Raw genomic sequence first — 20,492 nt, 5'->3', positions numbered from 1 at the left:
ATAGGTCATTGAAAAAAACCTGCGCTGAAGCAGGTTTTTTTTAAGTTTATTCAATACTTGAAAGTTTGGATACGTCGAGTTCACCTGACATAAGTCGCGGTAACAAGTTTTCCTTCAACTTAAGTAAATGCGCGTTCTCTTTCATTAAATTTAATATTTGCTGATGCATTGGCTCTACTATTTTTTGGAATTCATATTGAATTTCAATGGTAGGACAAACTAAATCAATTTTGCCTATCACTTCACGTTTCAATTCAAGTTGGTTAGTTGCTCCTTCACCTAAAGTTTCGATATAACTTTCCAAATTTGATATTTCAGCACCGAACCATGCTGAAGAAATTTCATTTAACGGTCTAACTAAAGTTACATGGGTATCTACCGTAGTATCTGGCAAGTCCTCATGAACTTGTGTTATACGCCCTAACGTTCCAGCTCCAGTTGAGTTGATAAGTACATCACCTTTCTGAACCAATTTTGAAACAGGTATTTCTTTATCTTGTCTTCGTGCTAATTCTAGATTTAACTTATTGTCTCGAATACACTTTTGATTAATAACAATACTTTTTCCAGATTCATCATTATATTTCGGTGTGATACCTCGACTAATGAGCTGTGTTAGTTCACTGACAGATTTTAATTCCCATCCGTCAGGAATACCATCAACAAACTCAACCTGCTCATAGTTAGGGAATTTAAAATTGATAAACCATTTTGAGTAATAAGTTTTGATCAGCTTTTCATAACTTTGAATCTGTTCAATGTTATTCTTAATGATTGTATCAATTAAAAAAATTGGCCTTGCAATAGCTCTTTGTACTTCAATCGATGGAATATTCACTTTTACAGAGTAAAAAATATCTCTATTTAACCCTGGTACAGCAGCATCAGTATTAAGATTACTTAAACCAGTTTGTTGAAGCAGATAATAAGCATATTCAAGATCTAATTTTTCTTTCATTACTTCAATAAAGTAAACTGTATCGATTGGAAAAAAATCTTTTTCACTAAAGTAGACAGTACCAATAGAACCTTTTCGCCCTACGATTAAACTAGGCCCTTTTACCATATATTCATTATGATAACCTGTGATCCCACTTGAACCATAGACAGGAAATTTACCAGGTATTCTGCTTTTAGCAGGTAGTGACTTACCATAATGTATAATAAGCAAATCTCTTAAACTAAATTCTGAAAAAATCACTGTAACTTCTCCAAAATAGAGAAAAGAGATTTTTGATTTTTCTCATTTACACTAATTAAAGCTTTCAATGAATTAATTGTCTCACTTAAAACATTATCTAGACAGCCCCCCCCTTCACTATTATTTTCTTCAATTCCTACATAACGTCCTGGAGTCAAAGAATAATCCTGAGATTTAATATCCTCTTGTGAGGCCAACTTACATAAACCGGCTACATCAGCATACATGCCTTCAGGGAAGCGTTCATTCAACCAAGCAATATCAGCAATACGATCAGCTAAAGCTTTTTCCAAGCTTTGCACTTGATCTTGAACTGTTTCTGGCTCACCGTCTGCCGATACATTCAAACCATTCAACAATGCAGTGACATCTTTATTCGTCCATTGCTTTTTATCTTTCTTAGCATACAAACTTTCAGCCTGTGCTACCAACGCCAAAGCTTCAGATTTAATTGTAGTTAATTTATCAAATACTGCCTGTGTTTGACTGAAAGCATTTTGCAAGGCTGTAAAGACAGCAATAATTGCAGCATGGTCTTGAGCATCTTCAAGTTTTTGGCGTAAGTCACCAACGTTTGGTAAAACTTCAAGAAGTGCAATTTTGGCATCTTCAACAAGCTCTAAAGCAAGATCTTGCTGAGCTTTCAAAGCGGATTCTTTTAAAGATGAAAGTTGTTCTGCTGTAATTGGCGTTGGCTTATGCTCAGCCTCTCGTTCTTTCTTCGATAGCTTGTTTAGAACATCAATCGATGTATTTGAAGCAAATTTAGCAACGTAATCCACAACAGATTTAGACGAGTGTAAGTAATTTTTATAAACTGATGGCATCTGCTCAATTGTTTCAATTATGGTGCTGATATAACGACGCAACAAGTTTCGATATTTATCATGCTCTTCACGATACAACCACACAATCGCATTTAAAGCTTCTAACTGTGATTCACTAAAAATATGCGATTTTGCAGATACCACAGTAAATACATTACGTGCATCCAGCATCAATACCTTATCTTTACGGCTTTCAGTTTTTGATTTATCAAAGAACCAAAGAGCACATGGTAAAGAACGGGTATAGAAGAATTTTGGTCCAATCGACACCATAATATCGACATGACCAGTTTCAACCAGTTTTTTACGGATTTCTTTATCCCGACCACCTGCATCTGACGCACTTGATGGCATAACAAACCCTGCTCGTCCAGTCTCATTTAAATAGCTATAAAAGTACTGAATCCATAAGCTGTTGGCATTTGAAACTTGTTCATTTTTTGCATCATTACCATCATTACGCTTGCCACCAGACTTAGAGGTCACACCTGGCAAACCAAAACATAAACGTTTCTTCTCAGCAATCGCTGCTTGAGCAATCTCTAATGCTGTTGGTTCAGGCTTGCCTTCTTCCTGCTGTGGTACAACGTACATGTCATTTTTGCATTTGCTTGCATCCACTGCATCCACATTAAATGGAGGATTTGCCATAACAAAGTCACACTTCCCAATATAATCTGGCAGTGCACTATAAAACGAGTTCCCATCCACAATGTTAGAGGCATCTAAACCATGCACAACCATGTTCATGATGGCAAGTTTTTGGTTATTTTTAGTTTTTTCTTGACCAACAAACTGCATCGGGTTATGCGTATTATTTTGCTCTTGGAAATGTGTGGTTTGAATAAACATACCCGCGGAACCCACCGCAGGATCAATTACCAAACCATGATCGGGCTCAATAAAATTGACAATCATACGTACCAATGATGGAGGTGTGAAAAATTCTCCCCCTTCTTGTGCACCAGACTGAGCAAATTTATTTAAAAAATATTCATAAATTTTTCCAAAGACATCACCTTCTGCATTTAATAGCGTATCTCGGTTAAAAATACGAACAACTCGCTCTAACAGATCTTCTTCAAAATGCTGATAGGTCTTAGGTAAAACACCTTTTAAAATTGGGTTTTGAGTTTCAATGGACTCCATAATGGCATCAAGTTCAGCACCTAAGTTATGACCTGTGGGTAAATTTGCCAAATAGTCGAAACGTTGTTCTGGATTTAAATACAAAGCACTTCTTGCCTTAAAAGCAATCTCTAATTGCTTTTCAAATGCTTCCGCTAACATTTTGTTTTCATCAACAAGTTTTTGATAACGTGCCATTTGATGATCTTGCAATAATTCTTTTTTCAACGAGTAAAAACGTGAAGTTGCATGTGACAAGAAAATAATACCCAATATCGGTTGAGCATATTCTGTTGCTGTTAATTTCGAATTTGCACGCAGGTCATCTGCTGCTTCCCATAAATCTTTTTCAATCAAAGAGATGTTCATATTGCCTCAATTCAATAGTTTGGGTCAGAGACTGAGATTGATTTGCTTTATCTGACACCAGAAATTTATTACAAACGCTTATCGCCTAAATTCGATAATGTATAAGAAACTTTGAGTAAACTAATACTAGCCCTCGTGTGCGTTTTTCAAAATCTGATTAAATTCATCCGTGATTTGTAAATATTAAATTTTTTACCTTGAAGCAAGTTTGGCTCTTACTCAAAATCAAGCTACTTAATTTCAATATATTCAGCAAAATATTTCGCTCACTGTAATCTATATCTATTTGCTTGATCTGTTGCATGATGAGATCCTTTTGGCCATAGCTGATATAAAAAATCTGCTCAATTTATTAGTCATAAACAAAATGATAGTCTATAGAATCTCAAAGATTATTTTCTTACCAGTGAACAGACTTTCTTTACATTCTGCATATTTAAATAACATAACAATTTACCTTTATTTAAGCGAAAATCAGATCGAATAGTCTTAAATAAAATCATAAAGGATAATCAACAAAAAAGCCTTTAAACTTTGAATTTAAAGGCTTTTTGTATTCAGTGATACACTTCTGAATAGAATTTTGGTGGAGATGGCGGGAGTTGAACCCGCGTCCGCCAGCACTACGCTCGAGAATACTACATGCTTAGATATCGTCTATTGTTTTAACACCAAGTGACCCGACGAACAGGGTACAAGGTGCGATCCTCTAAGTTTGGTATAAAGCCCCGAGGCTTGACTCTATACGGACTTGTGTGCGTGCGCTTCAGTCGGGTTCCCAGACCACAAGTATTCTAGGAAGCGGACAAGCGGCCCTTAGGCAGCTAGAGCGTAAGTTTCGTCGTTTGCGACTATTTAAATGCAAATTTTATTTACGAGAGAAAATGCGCTCTCGGCATGCATCTATGAGTTTCATCACCGGCGTCGAAGCCAATAACATCCCCATGAATGTCTGCACATCATAGCATAACTAAAATAAAATGCTGTGCATTTTATCAACAGTCTGCCACTGATGAACATACTTACATAATTGAGTGCCTTTTGTTTTTTTCAAGGCCCCTCATAAAAAAAGCTGCCAAAAATGACAGCTTTTTTTTAAAGTTTGGCCTATAAAGCACCATTGCCTAACACGATCCCTTCACGGCGTGGGTCTACCCCACCTGCGTATTTACTTTGATTATTTATATTTACTTTCATAATCGTTGAAATACCACTGGTTTGCGCAGTGTTAGAAATGCCATGCCCTTTTGCTTTTAAGCCTTCAATCAGGTCAACTAAGGAAAGCTGTACATTCGAGCTATCAATATTGGTGTTTTTGCTATTGGTTGCGCCAAAGTTTACAAGCGAAGTGGCCTGCTGTGCATTTAAGTTCCAGTCCAATGCACCCACCAAAGTTTTAACTACATATTGAATGATGGTTCCGCCACCTGGTGAACCTGTTGCCATATAAAACTCATCTGGCGTGGTGCCTTTAAATACTAAGGTTGGCGCCATAGTACTACGTGGGCGTTTGCCGCCTTCTACACGGTTGGCAACTGGTGCCCCAGTGCTGTCATAAGGGTTCGCGCTAAAGTCAGTTAACTGGTTTGACAGCAAGAAACCATCCACCATGTGGAATGAACCCATGCTCGATTCAACAGTCGATGTCATTGAAACCACATTGCCATAGGCATCTACAATGGTGAACTGAGTCGTGCCATGTTCAACAGTGGTATCTACACCTGCCGCTGTATTGAAATTACCTGCTGGTGCTACGCCCATACTTTGGTTCGGGTTAATCAGTGCTGCACGTTGTTTTAAGTAGTTTTTATCAATAAAACTTGGAATACCCTGTGCTGGCAAACGAACAAAGTCGGTATCTGCGACATATTTGTCACGGTCAGCGTAGGCCAAACGCTCTGCTTCCGACACTAAATGCACGCCCATCACATCGGGCACACCACCTTCATTTTCAGGGTTTTTAGGTGGATAAAGCGACATATCAAAGTTTTCTAAAATACCCAGCGTCTGTGCAACCGCAATCCCTCCCGAAGATGGAGGTGGCATGGTACATACATAGTAACGGTCACGGTACGTTGTACAAATTGGGTCGCGTTTTTTCACCTGATAGTTCGATAAATCCTGCAAGGTCATCAAACTTGGAGTAATTGGAGTTTTTGCTGGATCGTCTCCTTCTGGTCGACCGGCTTCAGTTATAATCGCTTGCGCAATCGGCCCAGTGTGCAGTGCATTTGCTCCCTTTGAAGCGAGTGCTTCAAGTGTTCTGGCATAGGCTTCATTGGTCATAATTTCACCTACTTTACGTGGTGAACCATCCGAATGAAAATAGGTTCTCATTGCATCTGCATCGAGTGCTAAATTGCTCGCATTACTTGCAATAGCATCTGCCAAACGCCCCGGTATACGGAAACCGTTATCAGCCAAACCAATCGCTTCACCAAAAAGCTGTTTCCATTCAAGCTTGCCATGCTCTTTTTGTGCTTGTTCAAGCAAACGCATCACACCTGGCACACCAATCGAACGGCCACTACGGCGTGCACTTGGTACAGGCGGAGGTGAATTTGGATCATATATATCTTGGCGAATTAAATAATATTCGTTGGCTGCCGCTGGAGCGGTTTCACGGCCATCATAAGCAGTGACTTGCTTGGTTTTGGCATCGTAATACATCATAAAACCACTACCGGCAATGGTACTCGACTGTGGCTCGACCAAACCAAGCACGGCTTGTACTGCTACGGCTGCATCGACTGCACTACCGCCTGCTTTTAACACATCGCAACCTGCTTTTACAGCAAGTGGCGTGTTTGCCACCACCATATATTTATCTGCGTATTTAACCGTGTTACCGAGTCTATAACCCGAAGCACCCTCTGGCGCGGCGGGGTCACCATTTTGGTTTGAACCAACCACCACGCTTGAACCGTCTTGGGCCAGTTTGTTACAACTGGTCGGGTCATTATCTACAATTAAATTGGGCGGGGTTGTATTTGAATCATCCTTGGGCTGATCTGACGAGGAGTCATCTCCACATCCTTGTAACAAACCGACTGCTAATAAACTACTGAACAAAAATGAATATCTTTTATTCACGTGATAACTCCAATATATACGCCTGCCTATCCATGCAATTGCCATGCAAGCTTCTTTGTTTTCAGGTCTTCAGTTTTTTAATCTTTGATAAAAATAAAGTTTTAATAATATTAAATGATTGAGGGTGTTTATTTTGTGCTCTGTGCGATGTCTCCTTGTTTGTTATCACACTCTTTTATAACTGATTTACCCAATTCTGGCATGCTTTATTTCTTTAAATACAGGCAAAATCTGCTATTTATTAACTCGCTCATTTTGTATTAAGTCTAAAAAAAGCACCTCCGAAGAGATGCTTTTGATGTTTAGTGAGAAGGCATACCGCTAACCTGTTTGGGTTTTGGACACAACCAAATGACCAGTCCTGCAAAGACAAACACAATCGCAAATAGCAAAAACACATGGTTTGCCGACATGGTAATGGCTTCTTTATCGACAAAGTTTGAAATAATTCCAAGCGTCGAGTCAGCCGTAAAACCATTTTGCAAAAGTGTGTTTTGTACTTCAGTCGTATGTAGGTTTGACACCATTTCACTACGGGCAACTTTGGCATGGTCGTCCCACACGGTCACCGCAATTGAAGCGCCAATCGCCCCTGCCATGGTTCTTAAGAAGTTCATGAGGCCCGCAGCAGATGCAATCTCTTGCTGCAACACCGAACCAAGCGCAATGTTAGACAGTGGGATAAAGAAGAACGGCACTGCAAAACCTTGCAGGATTTGCGGCCAAGCCAGTGCCATAAAATCGGCATCTGTGGTCCAGAATGCCCGCATTAAGGTCACAATACCCAGCAAAATTAAACCAAAGCTCGCCAGCGCACGCGGGTCATGTTTGGTCGAAAGTTTTGCCACAATCGGTGACATGGTCAAACTACCAAAGCCCATGGTTGCAGTTAAATATCCGGCCCACGTTGCGGTATAGGAAAGGTTCATTTGCAGCCACTGCGGAATCAGTACAATACTGCCAAAGAATGCTCCAAAGCCAAGCGACAAGGCCAGTACCGAAATAGCAAAGCCCCTATGCCTAAAGACTTTGACATCTACCACGGGGTGTTTGTCGGTCAGCTCCCATATCAGGAACACCACAAAACCAATGGCGGCAGTTAAAGCTAAAACCACAATGCTGGTACTATTAAACCAGTCGCGTTCATGCCCCAAGTCGAGCATAAGCTGTAACGCACCAATCCAGAGAATTAATAGACCTAAACCAACAGTGTCGATTCTTAAAGAAATAGTTTCTGTTTCAGCCACTCTTAACAAGCGCATTGCTGCTAATACACAGACAATACCAACCGGTAAGTTAATAAAGAAAATCCAGTGCCAAGACAGGTTGTCACTAATCAGACCACCCAAAATTGGTCCTAAAATTGGTCCAACGACTGTGGTCATTGCCCATAGGCCCATTGCCTGCGCATGCTTTTCTTGAGGGAAAATACGCATAAGCAAGGTTTGGCTAAGTGGCATAAGTGGACCACCACAAAGACCCTGCCCAATACGGAAAAACACCAACATTTCTAACGATGTTGCCAAACCGCACAGGAAAGAAAAGACCGTAAAGCCAATTAAACCAAAGATAAAGACCCGCACCGTTCCAAAGCGGCCAGCCAGCCAGCCCGTTAAAGGTACACAAATCGCTTCTGCAACTGCATATGAAGTAACGACCCATGTTCCTTGTGTGCTTGAAACAGCAAGGTTACCGGTAATATGCGGTACAGAGACGTTGGCAATGGTCGTATCAAGTACGACCATAAAGTTCGACAAGGCAATAACAAACGCTGCCAGTAGTAAACGGCCACCGCTTAACTCGGCAAAAGGTGTTTGCGTTTTCATAAGCGTTTACTTCGCAGATAAGTCGACTTTTGCTTCCATCGACAAGCCAACACGTAATGGGTGTTCAGCAAGTTCTTTCGGGTCAAGTGCAATACGAACCGGTAAGCGTTGAACCACTTTAATCCAGTTACCTGTTGCGTTTTGAGCCGGAATTAAGGCAAAGGCAGAGCCTGTACCACCAGAGAAGCCCACCACTTTGCCGTGGTATTCAACATCATCACCATATAAATCTGACGTTAATGTAACTGGCTGACCTGGGCGGACTTTTTTCAACTGACTTTCTTTGAAGTTAGCATCTACATATAAATCGTTAAGCGGCACAATCATCATCATGCTTGTACCCGGCGCAACACGTTGACCGACTTGAATATTACGGCGTGTAATTACACCATCAACTGGTGCACGAATCACGGTACGTTCCAAGTCAAGCTGAGCTTGTTCTACATGCGCTTGTGCAACTTGTACATCCGGAGTCGAGGTTTCGCTTACACCCTGAATTAACGCTTCGTTTGCAGCTAAGGTGCTTTCGGCTGCCTTACGACTAGAAGTCGCTTGTGCAAGGCCGGCTTTAGCAAGCTCTAGCCCTGCTTTAGCAGTTTCAACCGCACTTTGTGCTTTGGTGAGTTCTTCTTTAGACACGGCGCCAGAGGCAGCAAGCTGTGCACGGCGGTTCAGTTCTAAAGCAGCTTTGTCATAGTCGGCCTGTGCTTGAGCAACCTGTGCTTTAGCACTATTAATTTCGTCAGCACGAACCACCACTTGAGAGTTTAAAGAACTACTGTTTGCCGCAGTTTGTTTATATTGGCGTTTTGCTTTGGCAAGCTCTGCCTCGGCTTGTGCCAACGCGATTTTGGCATCACGGTCATCAATACGAACCAGCACATCACCGCGGTGTACTGTTTGAGTATCTTTTACCAAAACCTGAGCGACCTGTCCGCTAACCATTGAGGTAATTTGCGCGGTTTCTGCACCGACATAAGCATTATCCGTACTCACCGAGTGATTTAAAAATAATGCCCAGATTGCATATAAAATAGCGGCGATCAATAAAATCAGCGCAAAGAAACCAAGAAATTTTTTGCGCTTGTTTTGCATGTTGTCATCCGAGGCAGATGTTGTTGGCACTGTTTCTTGTACATTGCTTTGTGCATCAGTCATGGTATGTTCCTAAAGATGAGTTGGCTTTGCCATCAATCTCGCACTACACCTTGTTATAGAGTTTTTATTTTTCTATAAACAAGACATACCGCATTGTCAAAGGAGACAATTTTAACGCTAAAACCTCATGATATGAGAATAAAAAAATATAACTAATGCGTTCGTTCTAATTAAATTAATGTTTATCTCAAAGTTTTTGTGAAATTTTTATCTTTTTTAATATGAAAAAAAGCGCCCTGAGCGCTTTTTAAATGCTTAAAATGCCTAGATTAATAGGCATATGAGGCAATGCCGGCAGCAATCTGTTTATCTTCATCATTGACCATGGTCATGCGCATGGTACAGCCCTTGCGGCCTAAACGTAGTACTTCGGCACGTGCAATAAAATATTTACCACGCCCTGGTGCCAAATAATCTACACGCATATCGACAGTTGCCAAGCGCGTAACCTGTTTAATGGTTTCAGGCAGGGTTTCGGGGGTTGAACGGCGATAGAGATGTTCCATTGCCACAATTCCACCAATGCTATCGAGCAAAGTTGCAGCCACACCACCATGCAAAACCTGAAAAGCCAAATTGCCAATGAGGTCAGGTTGCATTTCAACATAGCCTTCAATGTGCCCATCTACCACACGCATAATCATTCCACTATGCTTAAAAAATGGACAGCTATTAAACGCCTTACACAATTGGTTGAGAACCACATTTAGGTCGGTTTTGGCGCCTAATTGTATGTTCCCCGTCCAATTTTTCTTTTCATCACTCATACGTTGCCTAAATTTAAAAGCATGATAAACACCCATAATTTTGTACAAATCCAGCATTATGGGGCTACAATACAGCAGTCGGTTGACAGTAATGGAATATCCGCCAACCTATCCTAGTGTAATACCGAACATCGAGATTGTTATGACTTATACGTTCAATCGTCCTGCATTTCCAGCTACTCGCATGCGCCGTATTCGTAAAAATGACCAGTTGCGTGCGATGGTCAGCGAAACACAGCTCACTACCAATCACTTGATTTATCCAGTATTTGTATTACCAGGACAAAATCAAACCCAAGATATTCCAAGTATGCCAAACATTCAGCGTTTGTCGGCAGATTTATTACTGAAAAAAGCTGAAAGACTTCTGGAATTAGGTGTATCCAAACTGGCTCTTTTCCCTGTAACACCTCAAGAAGATAAAAGCCTTACCGCAGAAGCTGCATGGCGTGAAGATGGTTTAGTACAAACCACATGTCGTCTGCTTAAAAAAGAATTACCAGAAATGGTGCTAATCACCGATGGTGCACTCGACCCATACACGACTCATGGTCAAGACGGTATTATTGATGAAACCGGCTATGTGCTAAACGACGAGACTGTAGAATGCTTGATTAAACAAGCTTTAAGTCACGCAGAAGCAGGTGCCGAAGTAATTGCACCAAGTGACATGATGGATGGCCGTATTGGCGCGATTCGTCAGGCTTTAGAAGCCAATGGTCACATCTACACCAACATCATGGCCTACTCTGCGAAATATGCGTCTAGCTTCTATGGTCCGTTCCGTGATGCTGTTGGCTCTGCATCCAACCTAAAAGGTGGTAATAAATATAACTACCAGATGGACTTTGCCAACCGTGCCGAAGCATTACATGAAATCGCGCTTGATATTCAAGAAGGCGCCGACATGGTGATTGTAAAACCGGGCATGCCATATCTGGATGTGGTACGTGAAGTGAAAGATACCTTTGGTATTCCGACATTCATTTACCAAGTGAGTGGCGAATACGCAATGTTAGCTGGCGCAATTCAAAATGGCTGGTTATCAGACTCAGTGATTTTAGAATCGCTCATGTGCTGCCGCCGTGCTGGTGCAGACGGAATCTGGACTTACTTTGCAGAAACCGCTGCTGAAAAACTCAAGGAAATGAACTAAGTTCGCAGAGAAAGGATAACACTGCATGCATATTGCAATCATTGGCGCGGGCATAAGTGGATTAATGTCTGCGCTGGAGTTGGTTGAACAAGGCTGTACCATCAGTATTTTTGATCAACAACAAGCGGGACAAGCGGCCTCTTGGGCTGGTGGAGGTATTCTCTCTCCGATGTATCCGTGGCGCTATGTGCATGCAGTGAACCATCTTGCCCAATTTGGCAAAGCCTCTTATCAAGCATGGAACCAAAAGCTCTACCCTATTACAGGGATTGATTTTGAAATTCATGACACAGGCATGCTGATTTTTGATGAAGAAGATTTTGACATCGGGCTTTCCTACGCCGAGCAGCATCAAGAGCCGATGCAGCGCTGTGAATATTTACAAAGAGATGCCTTAGAACAAGTTAATCCGCACATTTCCGAACAATTTCAAGAAGCGATTTATTTCCCTGAACTGTCTAATATTCGTAATCCTCGCGTATTACAGTGCCTGATTAGCTATTTGAAGCAACATCCAAATGTTGAGTTTTTCGAACACACTCCTGTTAAAAAACTGTTTCAACAAGGTGATGCCATACAAGCGCTCCAAACCGAAGATGGTCGCAAACATACAGCAGACCATTTTGTAATAACTTCGGGCGCTTGGAGCCATTACTGGAACTCACAATTACAACTCGACATTCCAGTCGAACCTGTGCAAGGTCAGATGCTGTTATTTAAAACCCCTGCTCACTGGCTACCGACCATGTGTATGAATCGAGTCATGTACCTGATTCCACGTATGGACGGTCATATCGTGTGCGGGTCTAGTATGGCACATCGTGGTTTTGACACCTCTACCGATGAAACTACACAGCACAATATTTTAGAAGCATGTTTAGAAATGGTGCCTGAACTGGCCGATTTCCCGATTGTACATCGTTGGGCAGGTCTCAGACCAAGTTCACCAAATGGCGTTCCATACATTGGCAAAATGCCTGAAATGGATAACCTCTGGGCAAACTTTGGTCATTTTAGAAATGGTTTGTGTATGGGCGCAGGTTCTGCACAATTGCTTCGTCAGCTTATGCTAGATCAACCAACCTTAGTTGATGCCAAAGCATATTCACCAGAGCGCTTGCAAAATAAAATCTTAGCCTGAGGCGAGTATATTTTCTAAAGCCATTTTTAACTGAGGATAAGCAAACTCAAATCCTTCTGCTTGTAAGGCTGCGGGTTTGACGTATTGCCCATTTAAGATCAATTGCGACTGCTCTCCTAACAAACAGCGAAAAACTGTACTAGGCGCCGACAATAGTGGTTTCTTATTCAAAACTTTGGCAGCTTGTTCAACAAATACCTTTTGGGTCACGTTTTCTGGGGCCACGACATTGTGAATTTGAGCAGATTGAGGATGCTTGAATATAAACTCAATGGCGTTTAATACGTCTTCAATATGTACCCAAACCACAGGCTGACGTCCGTGACCAATTTGACCGACTAAATTGAGTCGAATAGGAAGCAACATTTTAGGCAAGATGCCGCCACCCTGCCCAAACACTACGCCTAAGCGAATAATTTTAGTGTTTTGCTGAGCGTCTGCTAACGCTGCGCGTTCCCACTCTTGGCAAAGCTGAGACATGAAAATGGGCTGTGGCGAGCTTTCTTCAGTGCACACCTCTGCCCACTTTTCTTGATTATCTATACCGTAATAACCAATTGCAGAACCAGAGACAATCACTTCAGGAAAAATTTGAGATTGCTTGAGCCATACATACAGTTTTTGGGTCGTATTTACACGGCTTTCAATGAGTTGTTTTTTACGTGACTCGGTCCAGCATTTCTCACCAATATTTGCACCCGCCAAATTCACCACATAATCAATTTGACGGGTCGAGATATCTTCGAACTTTTGTACCCACTGTAAGGCAGGATGGTCAGATTCCCTTCCAGCCTGCCGTGTCACCGCAATCACGTTATAATTTTTTTGTAATAGGAACCTAATTAAATGCGTTCCAATAAAGCCACTGGCACCTGTAATTAATACATTCTTATTCATATTTCCTCCAAAACCGAGGACAGCAGTTTTTAATTGATATAGTTATAAAATTTAATATCGAACTAATCGTATCAGTTTTGTGGTGAGTTATGACACATTAAACATTTTATTTGCCATGCGCTGGGCTTGTTTGCCATAAAACCAATAAGTAATTAAATAAAGCGGAATAGCTAACATTAAAAGCATAATGACCATAATGCTTAAGAACTGAGGCTGTTTGAGGTAAAGCATAAAGTTTTGCAAAATCTCAGGATCTTGTCTTGAAAATAAAAACAGACCAAATAAAACACCACACAAGTTATAGCCCCAAAATATGAGGGTAAAACCTAACGTAAATTTCTTTTTTTCTGGTACTGTCGGTGCACGGCGTTCTTTCTTTAAAAATCTAAATAAGACAAAAATCATTGCGCCTAAATATGGAACGGCTGTTAAAATACCGCCTACACTCGCTGGTAATAGTGCTGCAATCACACCGACAATTAAAGTAAGTACGATGCATAAAGCAAAAAACCAGAGAAAGTAAGAACGTAATTTGGTCATATTTTTGCCTAATTTATGGGTTCAAAAAATAATTATAAATTTTTTTCGATTTTTTTTCATTTTTCTGTCAACCAATCCTGATCTCTTGACGTTATATAGGGTAACAAGGTCGCAGCAACCGAATACTTCCTTTGCACGGCATCCGCAAAATTGTTTCGGTGACCTTTCATTACGACTCTTTCTTCCTTCGGATTAGGTTTTGTTAGCAGCCGAAACCCTTGATGAAGTTTTTGACCGACGATTCTCTCATCACTCGAATCGTCGGTTTTTATTTTCTAGTACTTTCATTTATTTTACGCTCACCATACACAATAGTGCTTTCGTGGCTATAAAGGCTATGCGTATACTTTTTACACCATAAAAATATGATTTAAATAATATGAACAATATTGCCTATTTTGAAATCCAGTCTTCAAACCCTGCCCGCGATGCGCAGTTTTATCAAGCTGTGTTCGGTTGGCAATTTAAACTCGATGAAAGCTTACCTATTGAATATTACCGCATAGAGACACCTTCAATTATGGGTGGACTATTAAAACGCCCTGCTCAAACACCGCCAATGGAATATGGCACCAATGCATTTACCTGTTCGGTTCAGGTCGAAAACTTCGATGAGGTAGCTGCAAAAATTTTAGCGCAAGGTGGTATTGTCGCAATGGATAAATTCGCTATTCCGGGCCGTGCTTGGCATGGTTACTTTGTCGATTTAGACCACAACGTTTTTGGTATTTTTCAAGTCGATGAAAATGCAGCTTAAAGATTTTATTTAACGACTTTAATTATTTTTAATTTATAGCCACCGCCTCTTATCGGTGGCTATTTCATATTAATTATTCAGCAAAGCTAAAACTCGCTTCACATATAATTGGAAAATTTACCGAATTGGCAATCATACATTCGTGATGTGCTTCTTCATGCAGTTTTGCTGCAAGCTCTTGGTCAGCACCTTTTTCTAAAACAACCTCGGGTCTTAAAATAATTTGGGTAAAATGACCACGTTTGACCGGATCTGTATCTTCCATAAAACCAAGTGCATGATCGACATAACTCACAACGTGAATATGATTGACTGCACATAGGTGTAAATACCAAAGCTTATGACAAGCTGAAGCTGATGCAACCAATAAATCTTCGGGGTTCCATCTGGTCACATCGCCCAAATAGGCAGGGTCTGATGAACCTTGAATAGTCGTCTTTTGAGGATGCTGAATACTAAAGTCGCGTTTATATGAACGATAAGATGAAGTGCCTGTACCCGTATTGCCTTCCCACTGTATTTTTACTTCGTATTTATGAATAGCCATTTTGTTCTCAAAGTTCATGGTTTGACCTGATAGTAACAAAGCAGAGCTTAAGGAGACAAAATAATTCAGATTTCATTGCTGGCTTAAATAACGAGCACTTTAAAATGTCTTGATAAAATCTCCTGCCAATTTATGCTAACGTATCTGTGTTTATCTTGGCTTGATGTCTGTTTCTATGTCCGTACATTTTCTACATACTTCTGACTGGCATTTGGGGCAGTTTTTTTATAATCACTCACGACACTACGAACACCAACAATTTTTAAGTTGGTTGCTCACTCAAATTCAAGAAAAACAACCTCATGCCCTGCTTATTGCTGGCGATATTTTTGATGTCATTAACCCGGGTTCACAAGCACAAAAACAACTCTACCAATTTTTAGCAGATGCCCATCGTATTGCACCGCACATGCAAACACTCATGATTGCGGGTAACCATGACTCAGGCTATCGTATTGAACAGGTCGAACCGCTTTTAGAAAAATACAATGCAAAAACCGTAGGTGTGGTTCGCTGGAATGAAGATAAAACTCTAGATCTCGATCGACTGCTTTTACCTATCTATAACCAAAATCAAGATATTGTGGCGTGGTGCCTTGCCCTGCCTTTTTTACGTTCGGCCGAAATTACGGGCTTTAACGAACATACCACCAATAGCAAAAACGCGATTGCCTATTTGCACCAGCAACTCATTGCCGAAGCCAAACGTCGTAAGACACCAGACCAAGCGCTTATTTTGATGTCGCATGCCCACATGCAAGGTGGGGAAACATCCGACTCTGAACGCCCCATTATTATTGGTAATGAAGAGGCGCTTTCAACGACGTTATTTGAAGATGCGGTCGACTATGTCGCTTTAGGGCACTTACATAAACCACAAAAAGTAGGCCAGCCGCACATTCGTTATAGCGGTTCACCCATTCCGCTTTCTTTTAGTGAAATTAACTATAAACACCAAGTGGTTGAGGTCAAAATCGACCCTTCTCAAGACATTGACAGCCGTTTGCAATTTGAAGCTGTCGAAATTCCGCGCTGCATACAATTGCACCGCATTCGTGGTGAGCTAAACGAAGTGTTGCAACAACTCAAAGCCTTGCCACACGGCGTAATTGAGAATATTGACCACCGTGAATATGTCGATATTGAATATTATAGTTTAACGCCGCCACAGCCGAATTTACGTCAGCAGTTTGAAGCAGCTCTGCCACCTGACCGCTATCGTCTAGTGCGTATTTCACGTCAATACGTAAACAAAGACACGACTAATTCAAATACCACCCAACACATTGCTCTTGAACCGCCAACACCAGAAAAACTCTTTCAAAATATTTGGGAAAAGCAAGGTTACAGCGCCGATGATGCGGTCTTAAAAGATTTTCTGAGTCTGGTACAAGAAGCACAAAAACATCTTGAAAATGATGCAAGCCATTAAGGATATGCCATGAAAATTTTATCCATTCGAATAAAAAATCTGGCATCGCTTGCTGATGAACATTTTATTGACTTTGAAAGCGCACCTCTGGCCCATGCAGGTCTCATTGCAATTGTGGGGAAAACTGGCGCAGGTAAGTCGACTATTCTAGATGCGATGTGTCTGGCCTTGTTTAATCGAGTCCCTCGTCTTAAAGAAAGCGATGGCAAATTAAAAGATGTCGATGGTTCCGAGTTACTAATCAATTCGCCTTTAACTGTTTTACGCCGTGGTACAGGCCATGGTTTTGCTGAGATTTGCTTTATTGCGCAAGATCAAAAGCGCTATTTGGCTCGTTGGGAAATTAAACGTGCACGTGAAAACCCAAATGGTAAATTACAAAGTGTGCAGCGCCACTTAAAATGCTTAACCGATGGTGTGGTACTTGCCGACAAAGCCAAAGCGGTTGATGAAAAAGTTAAGCAAATTACCCAGCTTTCATTTGAGCAGTTTACTCGTGCCGTATTACTTGCGCAGTCAGAAGTCACTGCATTTTTAAAAGCTCGAGACAGCGAACGTGGTGAATTACTTGAGTACCTGACCAACTCCAGTATTTTCGCCAAAATCGGTGAACTGGCTTTTCGTAAAACAGCCGATATTGCAAAGCAGCGTAAACAACTGGAAGAGTTTTTAGGTCACATTGAAATTTTGTCTGATGAAGAAATTGCTGCATTTACCGAACAATACCAGCAAGCGGAACAAAACTATCAACAGTTAGAACAGCAAAAACATGTCTTAGACAAACAGCAACAATGGTTTGAACGTAAAGCAAAACTTGAGCAAGAAGTTCAAACGAAACAGCAACAGTTTCAAACCCAGCAAAATCACCATCAACAACTGGCCAGTGAACGTGAGCAATTAAAACGTCTTGAAGTTTTCTCTGAAATACGCCCACAAGTTTTTCAGCAAGCTCAAAATTTACAAACACTGCAACAACTTGAGCCGCAAATTCAGCAAGCTCAAACCAAGTTTAATGAGTTGGTGCAAATTTTTGAAACGGGACAAAAACAATATCAACTTGCAGAACAACAACTCAAACAAACCCTCGATTTTGAGCAACAGCATCAACATGCTTTAAATCAAGTTCGACAGTCCATTCAAGAACGCGCTTTTATTGCCGATGAATATAAAAAGTGCAAAGAAAAAAGACAGGTACTTGAGCAAAACCTATGCCCACTTCAACAGCAGCAAAAAGCTGTACAACAGCATATTGCACAGCTTGAGCAGAACAAAATTCATTTACAACAGCAGCTGATCCAAACTCAGCAATATGCTGTATTAGATAAGGGCCTTTCAGCGCATCTTCATCAACTTGGGCAATTTATTCAAAATTACCAAGCAATTGAAGAACAGCTCGGTAAGCCTACCCTTGCTCGCCAAAAGCTATCGGAAGCTAAAAGTGAACTTGAACAACTCACAGTTTCACTAGGCACCGTTGAACAGATTGAGTTAAAGCTTGAACAACAGCGTAAAGATAAAGATCAGAAACTTGCTCAAGTCACGCAGTTAGATCTGATTCAACAGAAAATAAAAATTTATCATGAGCTATATGCTGAGCTTCAGCAATTCACCGAAAAACATACTCAAGCCTCCGCGCAAGAAGAGCAGCTTAAAACCGTTTGCCAGTTAGCTGAACAAGACTACCAAACAGCAAAAACTGAACGTGAAAAGTTACAGCACATCCTGCAACAGCAACGTTTACTACACACCGAAAATATTGAACAGTTACGTGCCAATCTTAAAGAAGGTGAAGCGTGTTTGGTCTGTGGAAGCACCCATCACCCTTATCGTATTGATGACAGTGCGATATCCAAGGCCTTGTTCGATTTGCAGCAACAGCAAGAGCAACAAGCTATTGCACTCGAGCAAACTAAGTTTAATGCATGGCAAACCCAGCAACATGCACTTACTCAGTGCCGGGCCGAGCTTGAACAAGTTCAGAAATACCTAGCTCAACTGCAAGTAAAACAGACGCACTTACAGCAAGAACTTGAGCAAACGTTTAACCTCAATCAATTACACATTGAGCTTAATCAAGCTCCTGAACAAATCTTACAAACACTTAATGAGCTGAGACAAGCGACACAAACTGCCATAAGTTTATTTGACTCAGAAAATGTGCGTTTAACCCAAGCCATTAAACAACACAATCAACTTGTTCAAACTATTCAGCGTAATGAAAGTTTGCTTAATACAGCACAGCAATGGCAACAACAAGTTCAACATATTGTCGAGTGTTTATCGGAAACCGAACAGCACGCATGGCAGCAAGCAAGTAGCCAAACAGCTAAGCAGACTTGGGCTATTCTTGATGCACGTGCTAAGCAACTTGAGCAACAAGAACAGCTTTCACAGCGTTTTGAACAACAGCAGCAAGAACTTAAAATGCTGTCTGCTAGCCTTGAGCAAATGACCAAGCAAATTGATGAGATCGATCAAAATCTCCAAGAGATTACGCTTAAAGGCCAACAAAATAATGAAAAAGCGGTATCGCTCATTCAGCAAATGACGGGCCGTTCGGATATTAAGCCGCATGAATGGTTAATTGAGCATGACGCTAAACGTCAGCACCAACAAACGGCGTATCATGAGGCTAAACAGCGTTTCGAACAAACCAGACAACACTTTGAGCAGCAAAAACAGGCGCTCGATCAACTTAAACATCAGTATCAACACACAGAACAACATCAACAGCAGCTTGATGGGCAAATTCAAAACTGGTTAAAAGCCCATACTGATTTTCAGGCATCTGATCTTACAGCACTCATACAGATTAATTCAGCTCAAGAGCAAGATATTCGTAACCGTCTTAATCATGCCGAGCGTTTATTAAGTGAAGCCTCTTCTGCCCTTAAAACGATGCAAGAGCAATTAAGCGAGCACTTACAAACTCAGCCAGATATTGAATACGAAAAGCTCGTTAGCCTTATTCAAGACAATATTGCAAAGCTCAAAGCACAACTTGAAGTGCGCGATGGACTAAAGCTGAAACTTGAAGTACATCAGCAAAACCTTGCCAAACAGCAAAAATACGCCGAGCAAATTCAAAACATTCAACAAGAAGAACATCGCTGGAGCAAAATTTCAGGCTTGATTGGTGATGCTAAAGGTAAAGAGTTCCGTGACTACGCTCAGCAATATCACCTAGATATTTTAGTTGAACATGCCAACCAACAACTGGCGATGCTTTCTCAGCGTTATACGCTAAAACGTCTTGATCAGTCATTAAGTCTTGCCATTATTGACCACGACATGGATGGAGAAACCCGCTCAGTTGCGTCTTTATCTGGCGGTGAGTCGTTCTTAACTGCCCTTGCCTTGTCTTTAGCGATTGCCAATATGGCATCGGGTTCAATGAAAATTGAATCACTGTTTATTGATGAAGGCTTTGGTACTTTAGATGCCTCATCTTTGCACATGGTCATGAATGCTTTAGACCAACTGCAAAATCAGGGACGTCAGGTCATTCTCATCTCACATATTCAAGAAATGCATGAACGCATTCCTGTACAAATTCAAGTGAAACCACTTGGCGCTGGTGCAAGTACCATTGAAATAGTGGGTTAAAAACTAAAAAGCCCCGACATCCTGTCGGGGCTTTTTTAGATTCTGCG

General features: G+C 41.1%; 14 protein-coding genes and 1 other RNA gene. 5 read left to right on the top strand and 10 right to left on the bottom strand.

The features are described 5' to 3' along the window. Window positions 1-46 precede the first annotated feature (46 nt). The 7 genes from RFX69_RS07470 to RFX69_RS07440 form a co-directional block, all read right to left on the bottom strand. Window positions 47-1,201, bottom strand: coding sequence for a restriction endonuclease subunit S (locus RFX69_RS07470; RefSeq protein ID WP_289333053.1), 1,155 nt, complete (start codon window positions 1,199-1,201; stop codon window positions 47-49). Then, a complete protein-coding gene (locus RFX69_RS07465) occupies window positions 1,198-3,525 on the bottom strand; it encodes a type I restriction-modification system subunit M (protein ID WP_289333051.1) in 2,328 nt (775 codons plus the stop codon). Before RFX69_RS07465 ends, RFX69_RS07470 begins: the two co-directional genes overlap by 4 nt. 584 nt (window positions 3,526-4,109) lie before the next feature. Continuing rightward, window positions 4,110-4,469, bottom strand: a transfer-messenger RNA (tmRNA) gene (gene ssrA, locus RFX69_RS07460). 163 nt (window positions 4,470-4,632) lie between these two features. Then, entirely contained in the window at window positions 4,633-6,618 is a 1,986-nt protein-coding gene (ggt, locus tag RFX69_RS07455) for a gamma-glutamyltransferase (RefSeq protein WP_289333050.1), read from the bottom strand. Window positions 6,619-6,920: 302 nt separating this feature from the next. After that, entirely contained in the window at window positions 6,921-8,444 is a 1,524-nt protein-coding gene (locus RFX69_RS07450) for a DHA2 family efflux MFS transporter permease subunit (RefSeq protein ID WP_289333049.1), read from the bottom strand. Window positions 8,445-8,450: 6 nt separating this feature from the next. Continuing rightward, window positions 8,451-9,602 (bottom strand): EmrA/EmrK family multidrug efflux transporter periplasmic adaptor subunit, encoded by a 1,152-nt coding sequence (locus tag RFX69_RS07445; protein ID WP_000128703.1) that lies wholly within the window; start codon window positions 9,600-9,602, stop codon window positions 8,451-8,453. 269 nt (window positions 9,603-9,871) lie between these two features. Beyond that, a complete protein-coding gene (locus RFX69_RS07440; protein WP_002156418.1) occupies window positions 9,872-10,369 on the bottom strand; it encodes a thioesterase family protein in 498 nt (165 codons plus the stop codon). 142 nt (window positions 10,370-10,511) lie between these two features. Here RFX69_RS07440 and hemB point away from each other — a divergent pair, with 142 nt between their 5' ends. Together hemB and RFX69_RS07430 are read left to right on the top strand one after the other, a co-directional pair. Then, window positions 10,512-11,525, top strand: a complete 1,014-nt coding sequence (gene hemB / locus RFX69_RS07435; RefSeq protein WP_000222569.1) for a porphobilinogen synthase — start codon at window positions 10,512-10,514, stop codon at window positions 11,523-11,525. A gap of 25 nt (window positions 11,526-11,550) precedes the next feature. Further along, window positions 11,551-12,666, top strand: a complete 1,116-nt coding sequence (locus RFX69_RS07430) for an FAD-dependent oxidoreductase (RefSeq protein ID WP_309169073.1) — start codon at window positions 11,551-11,553, stop codon at window positions 12,664-12,666. Here RFX69_RS07430 and RFX69_RS07425 read toward each other — a convergent pair. Next, window positions 12,658-13,563, bottom strand: a complete 906-nt coding sequence (locus RFX69_RS07425; RefSeq protein WP_289333047.1) for a TIGR01777 family oxidoreductase — start codon at window positions 13,561-13,563, stop codon at window positions 12,658-12,660. The genes RFX69_RS07430 and RFX69_RS07425 overlap by 9 nt on opposite strands. An 87-nt stretch (window positions 13,564-13,650) precedes the next feature. Further along, window positions 13,651-14,103: an ABZJ_00895 family protein gene (locus RFX69_RS07420; RefSeq protein WP_000164155.1), complete on the bottom strand. Its 453-nt coding sequence runs from the start codon at window positions 14,101-14,103 to the stop codon at window positions 13,651-13,653. Between the two features lie 379 nt (window positions 14,104-14,482). Here RFX69_RS07420 and RFX69_RS07415 point away from each other — a divergent pair, with 379 nt between their 5' ends. Continuing rightward, entirely contained in the window at window positions 14,483-14,860 is a 378-nt protein-coding gene (locus RFX69_RS07415; protein ID WP_001059437.1) for a VOC family protein, read from the top strand. A gap of 73 nt (window positions 14,861-14,933) precedes the next feature. Here RFX69_RS07415 and RFX69_RS07410 read toward each other — a convergent pair whose 3' ends face one another. Next, window positions 14,934-15,407 (bottom strand): OsmC family protein, encoded by a 474-nt coding sequence (locus tag RFX69_RS07410; RefSeq protein WP_000974354.1) that lies wholly within the window; start codon window positions 15,405-15,407, stop codon window positions 14,934-14,936. A gap of 163 nt (window positions 15,408-15,570) precedes the next feature. Here RFX69_RS07410 and RFX69_RS07405 point away from each other — a divergent pair, with 163 nt between their 5' ends. Then, window positions 15,571-16,839, top strand: coding sequence for an exonuclease SbcCD subunit D (locus RFX69_RS07405; protein WP_004738422.1), 1,269 nt, complete (start codon window positions 15,571-15,573; stop codon window positions 16,837-16,839). 9 nt (window positions 16,840-16,848) lie between these two features. Beyond that, window positions 16,849-20,445 carry an AAA family ATPase gene (locus tag RFX69_RS07400; RefSeq protein ID WP_289333045.1) on the top strand — a complete coding sequence of 1,199 codons (3,597 nt, stop codon included), beginning with the start codon at window positions 16,849-16,851 and terminating at the stop codon, window positions 20,443-20,445. Window positions 20,446-20,492 lie beyond the last annotated feature (47 nt).

Origin of the sequence: Acinetobacter sp. 148 (assembly GCF_031196675.1) — a bacterium.
GTDB classification, from domain to species: domain Bacteria; phylum Pseudomonadota; class Gammaproteobacteria; order Pseudomonadales; family Moraxellaceae; genus Acinetobacter; species Acinetobacter baumannii.
The sequence above is the reverse complement of the archived record's forward strand: the minus strand, read 5'-3'. Positions and strand labels throughout refer to the sequence as shown.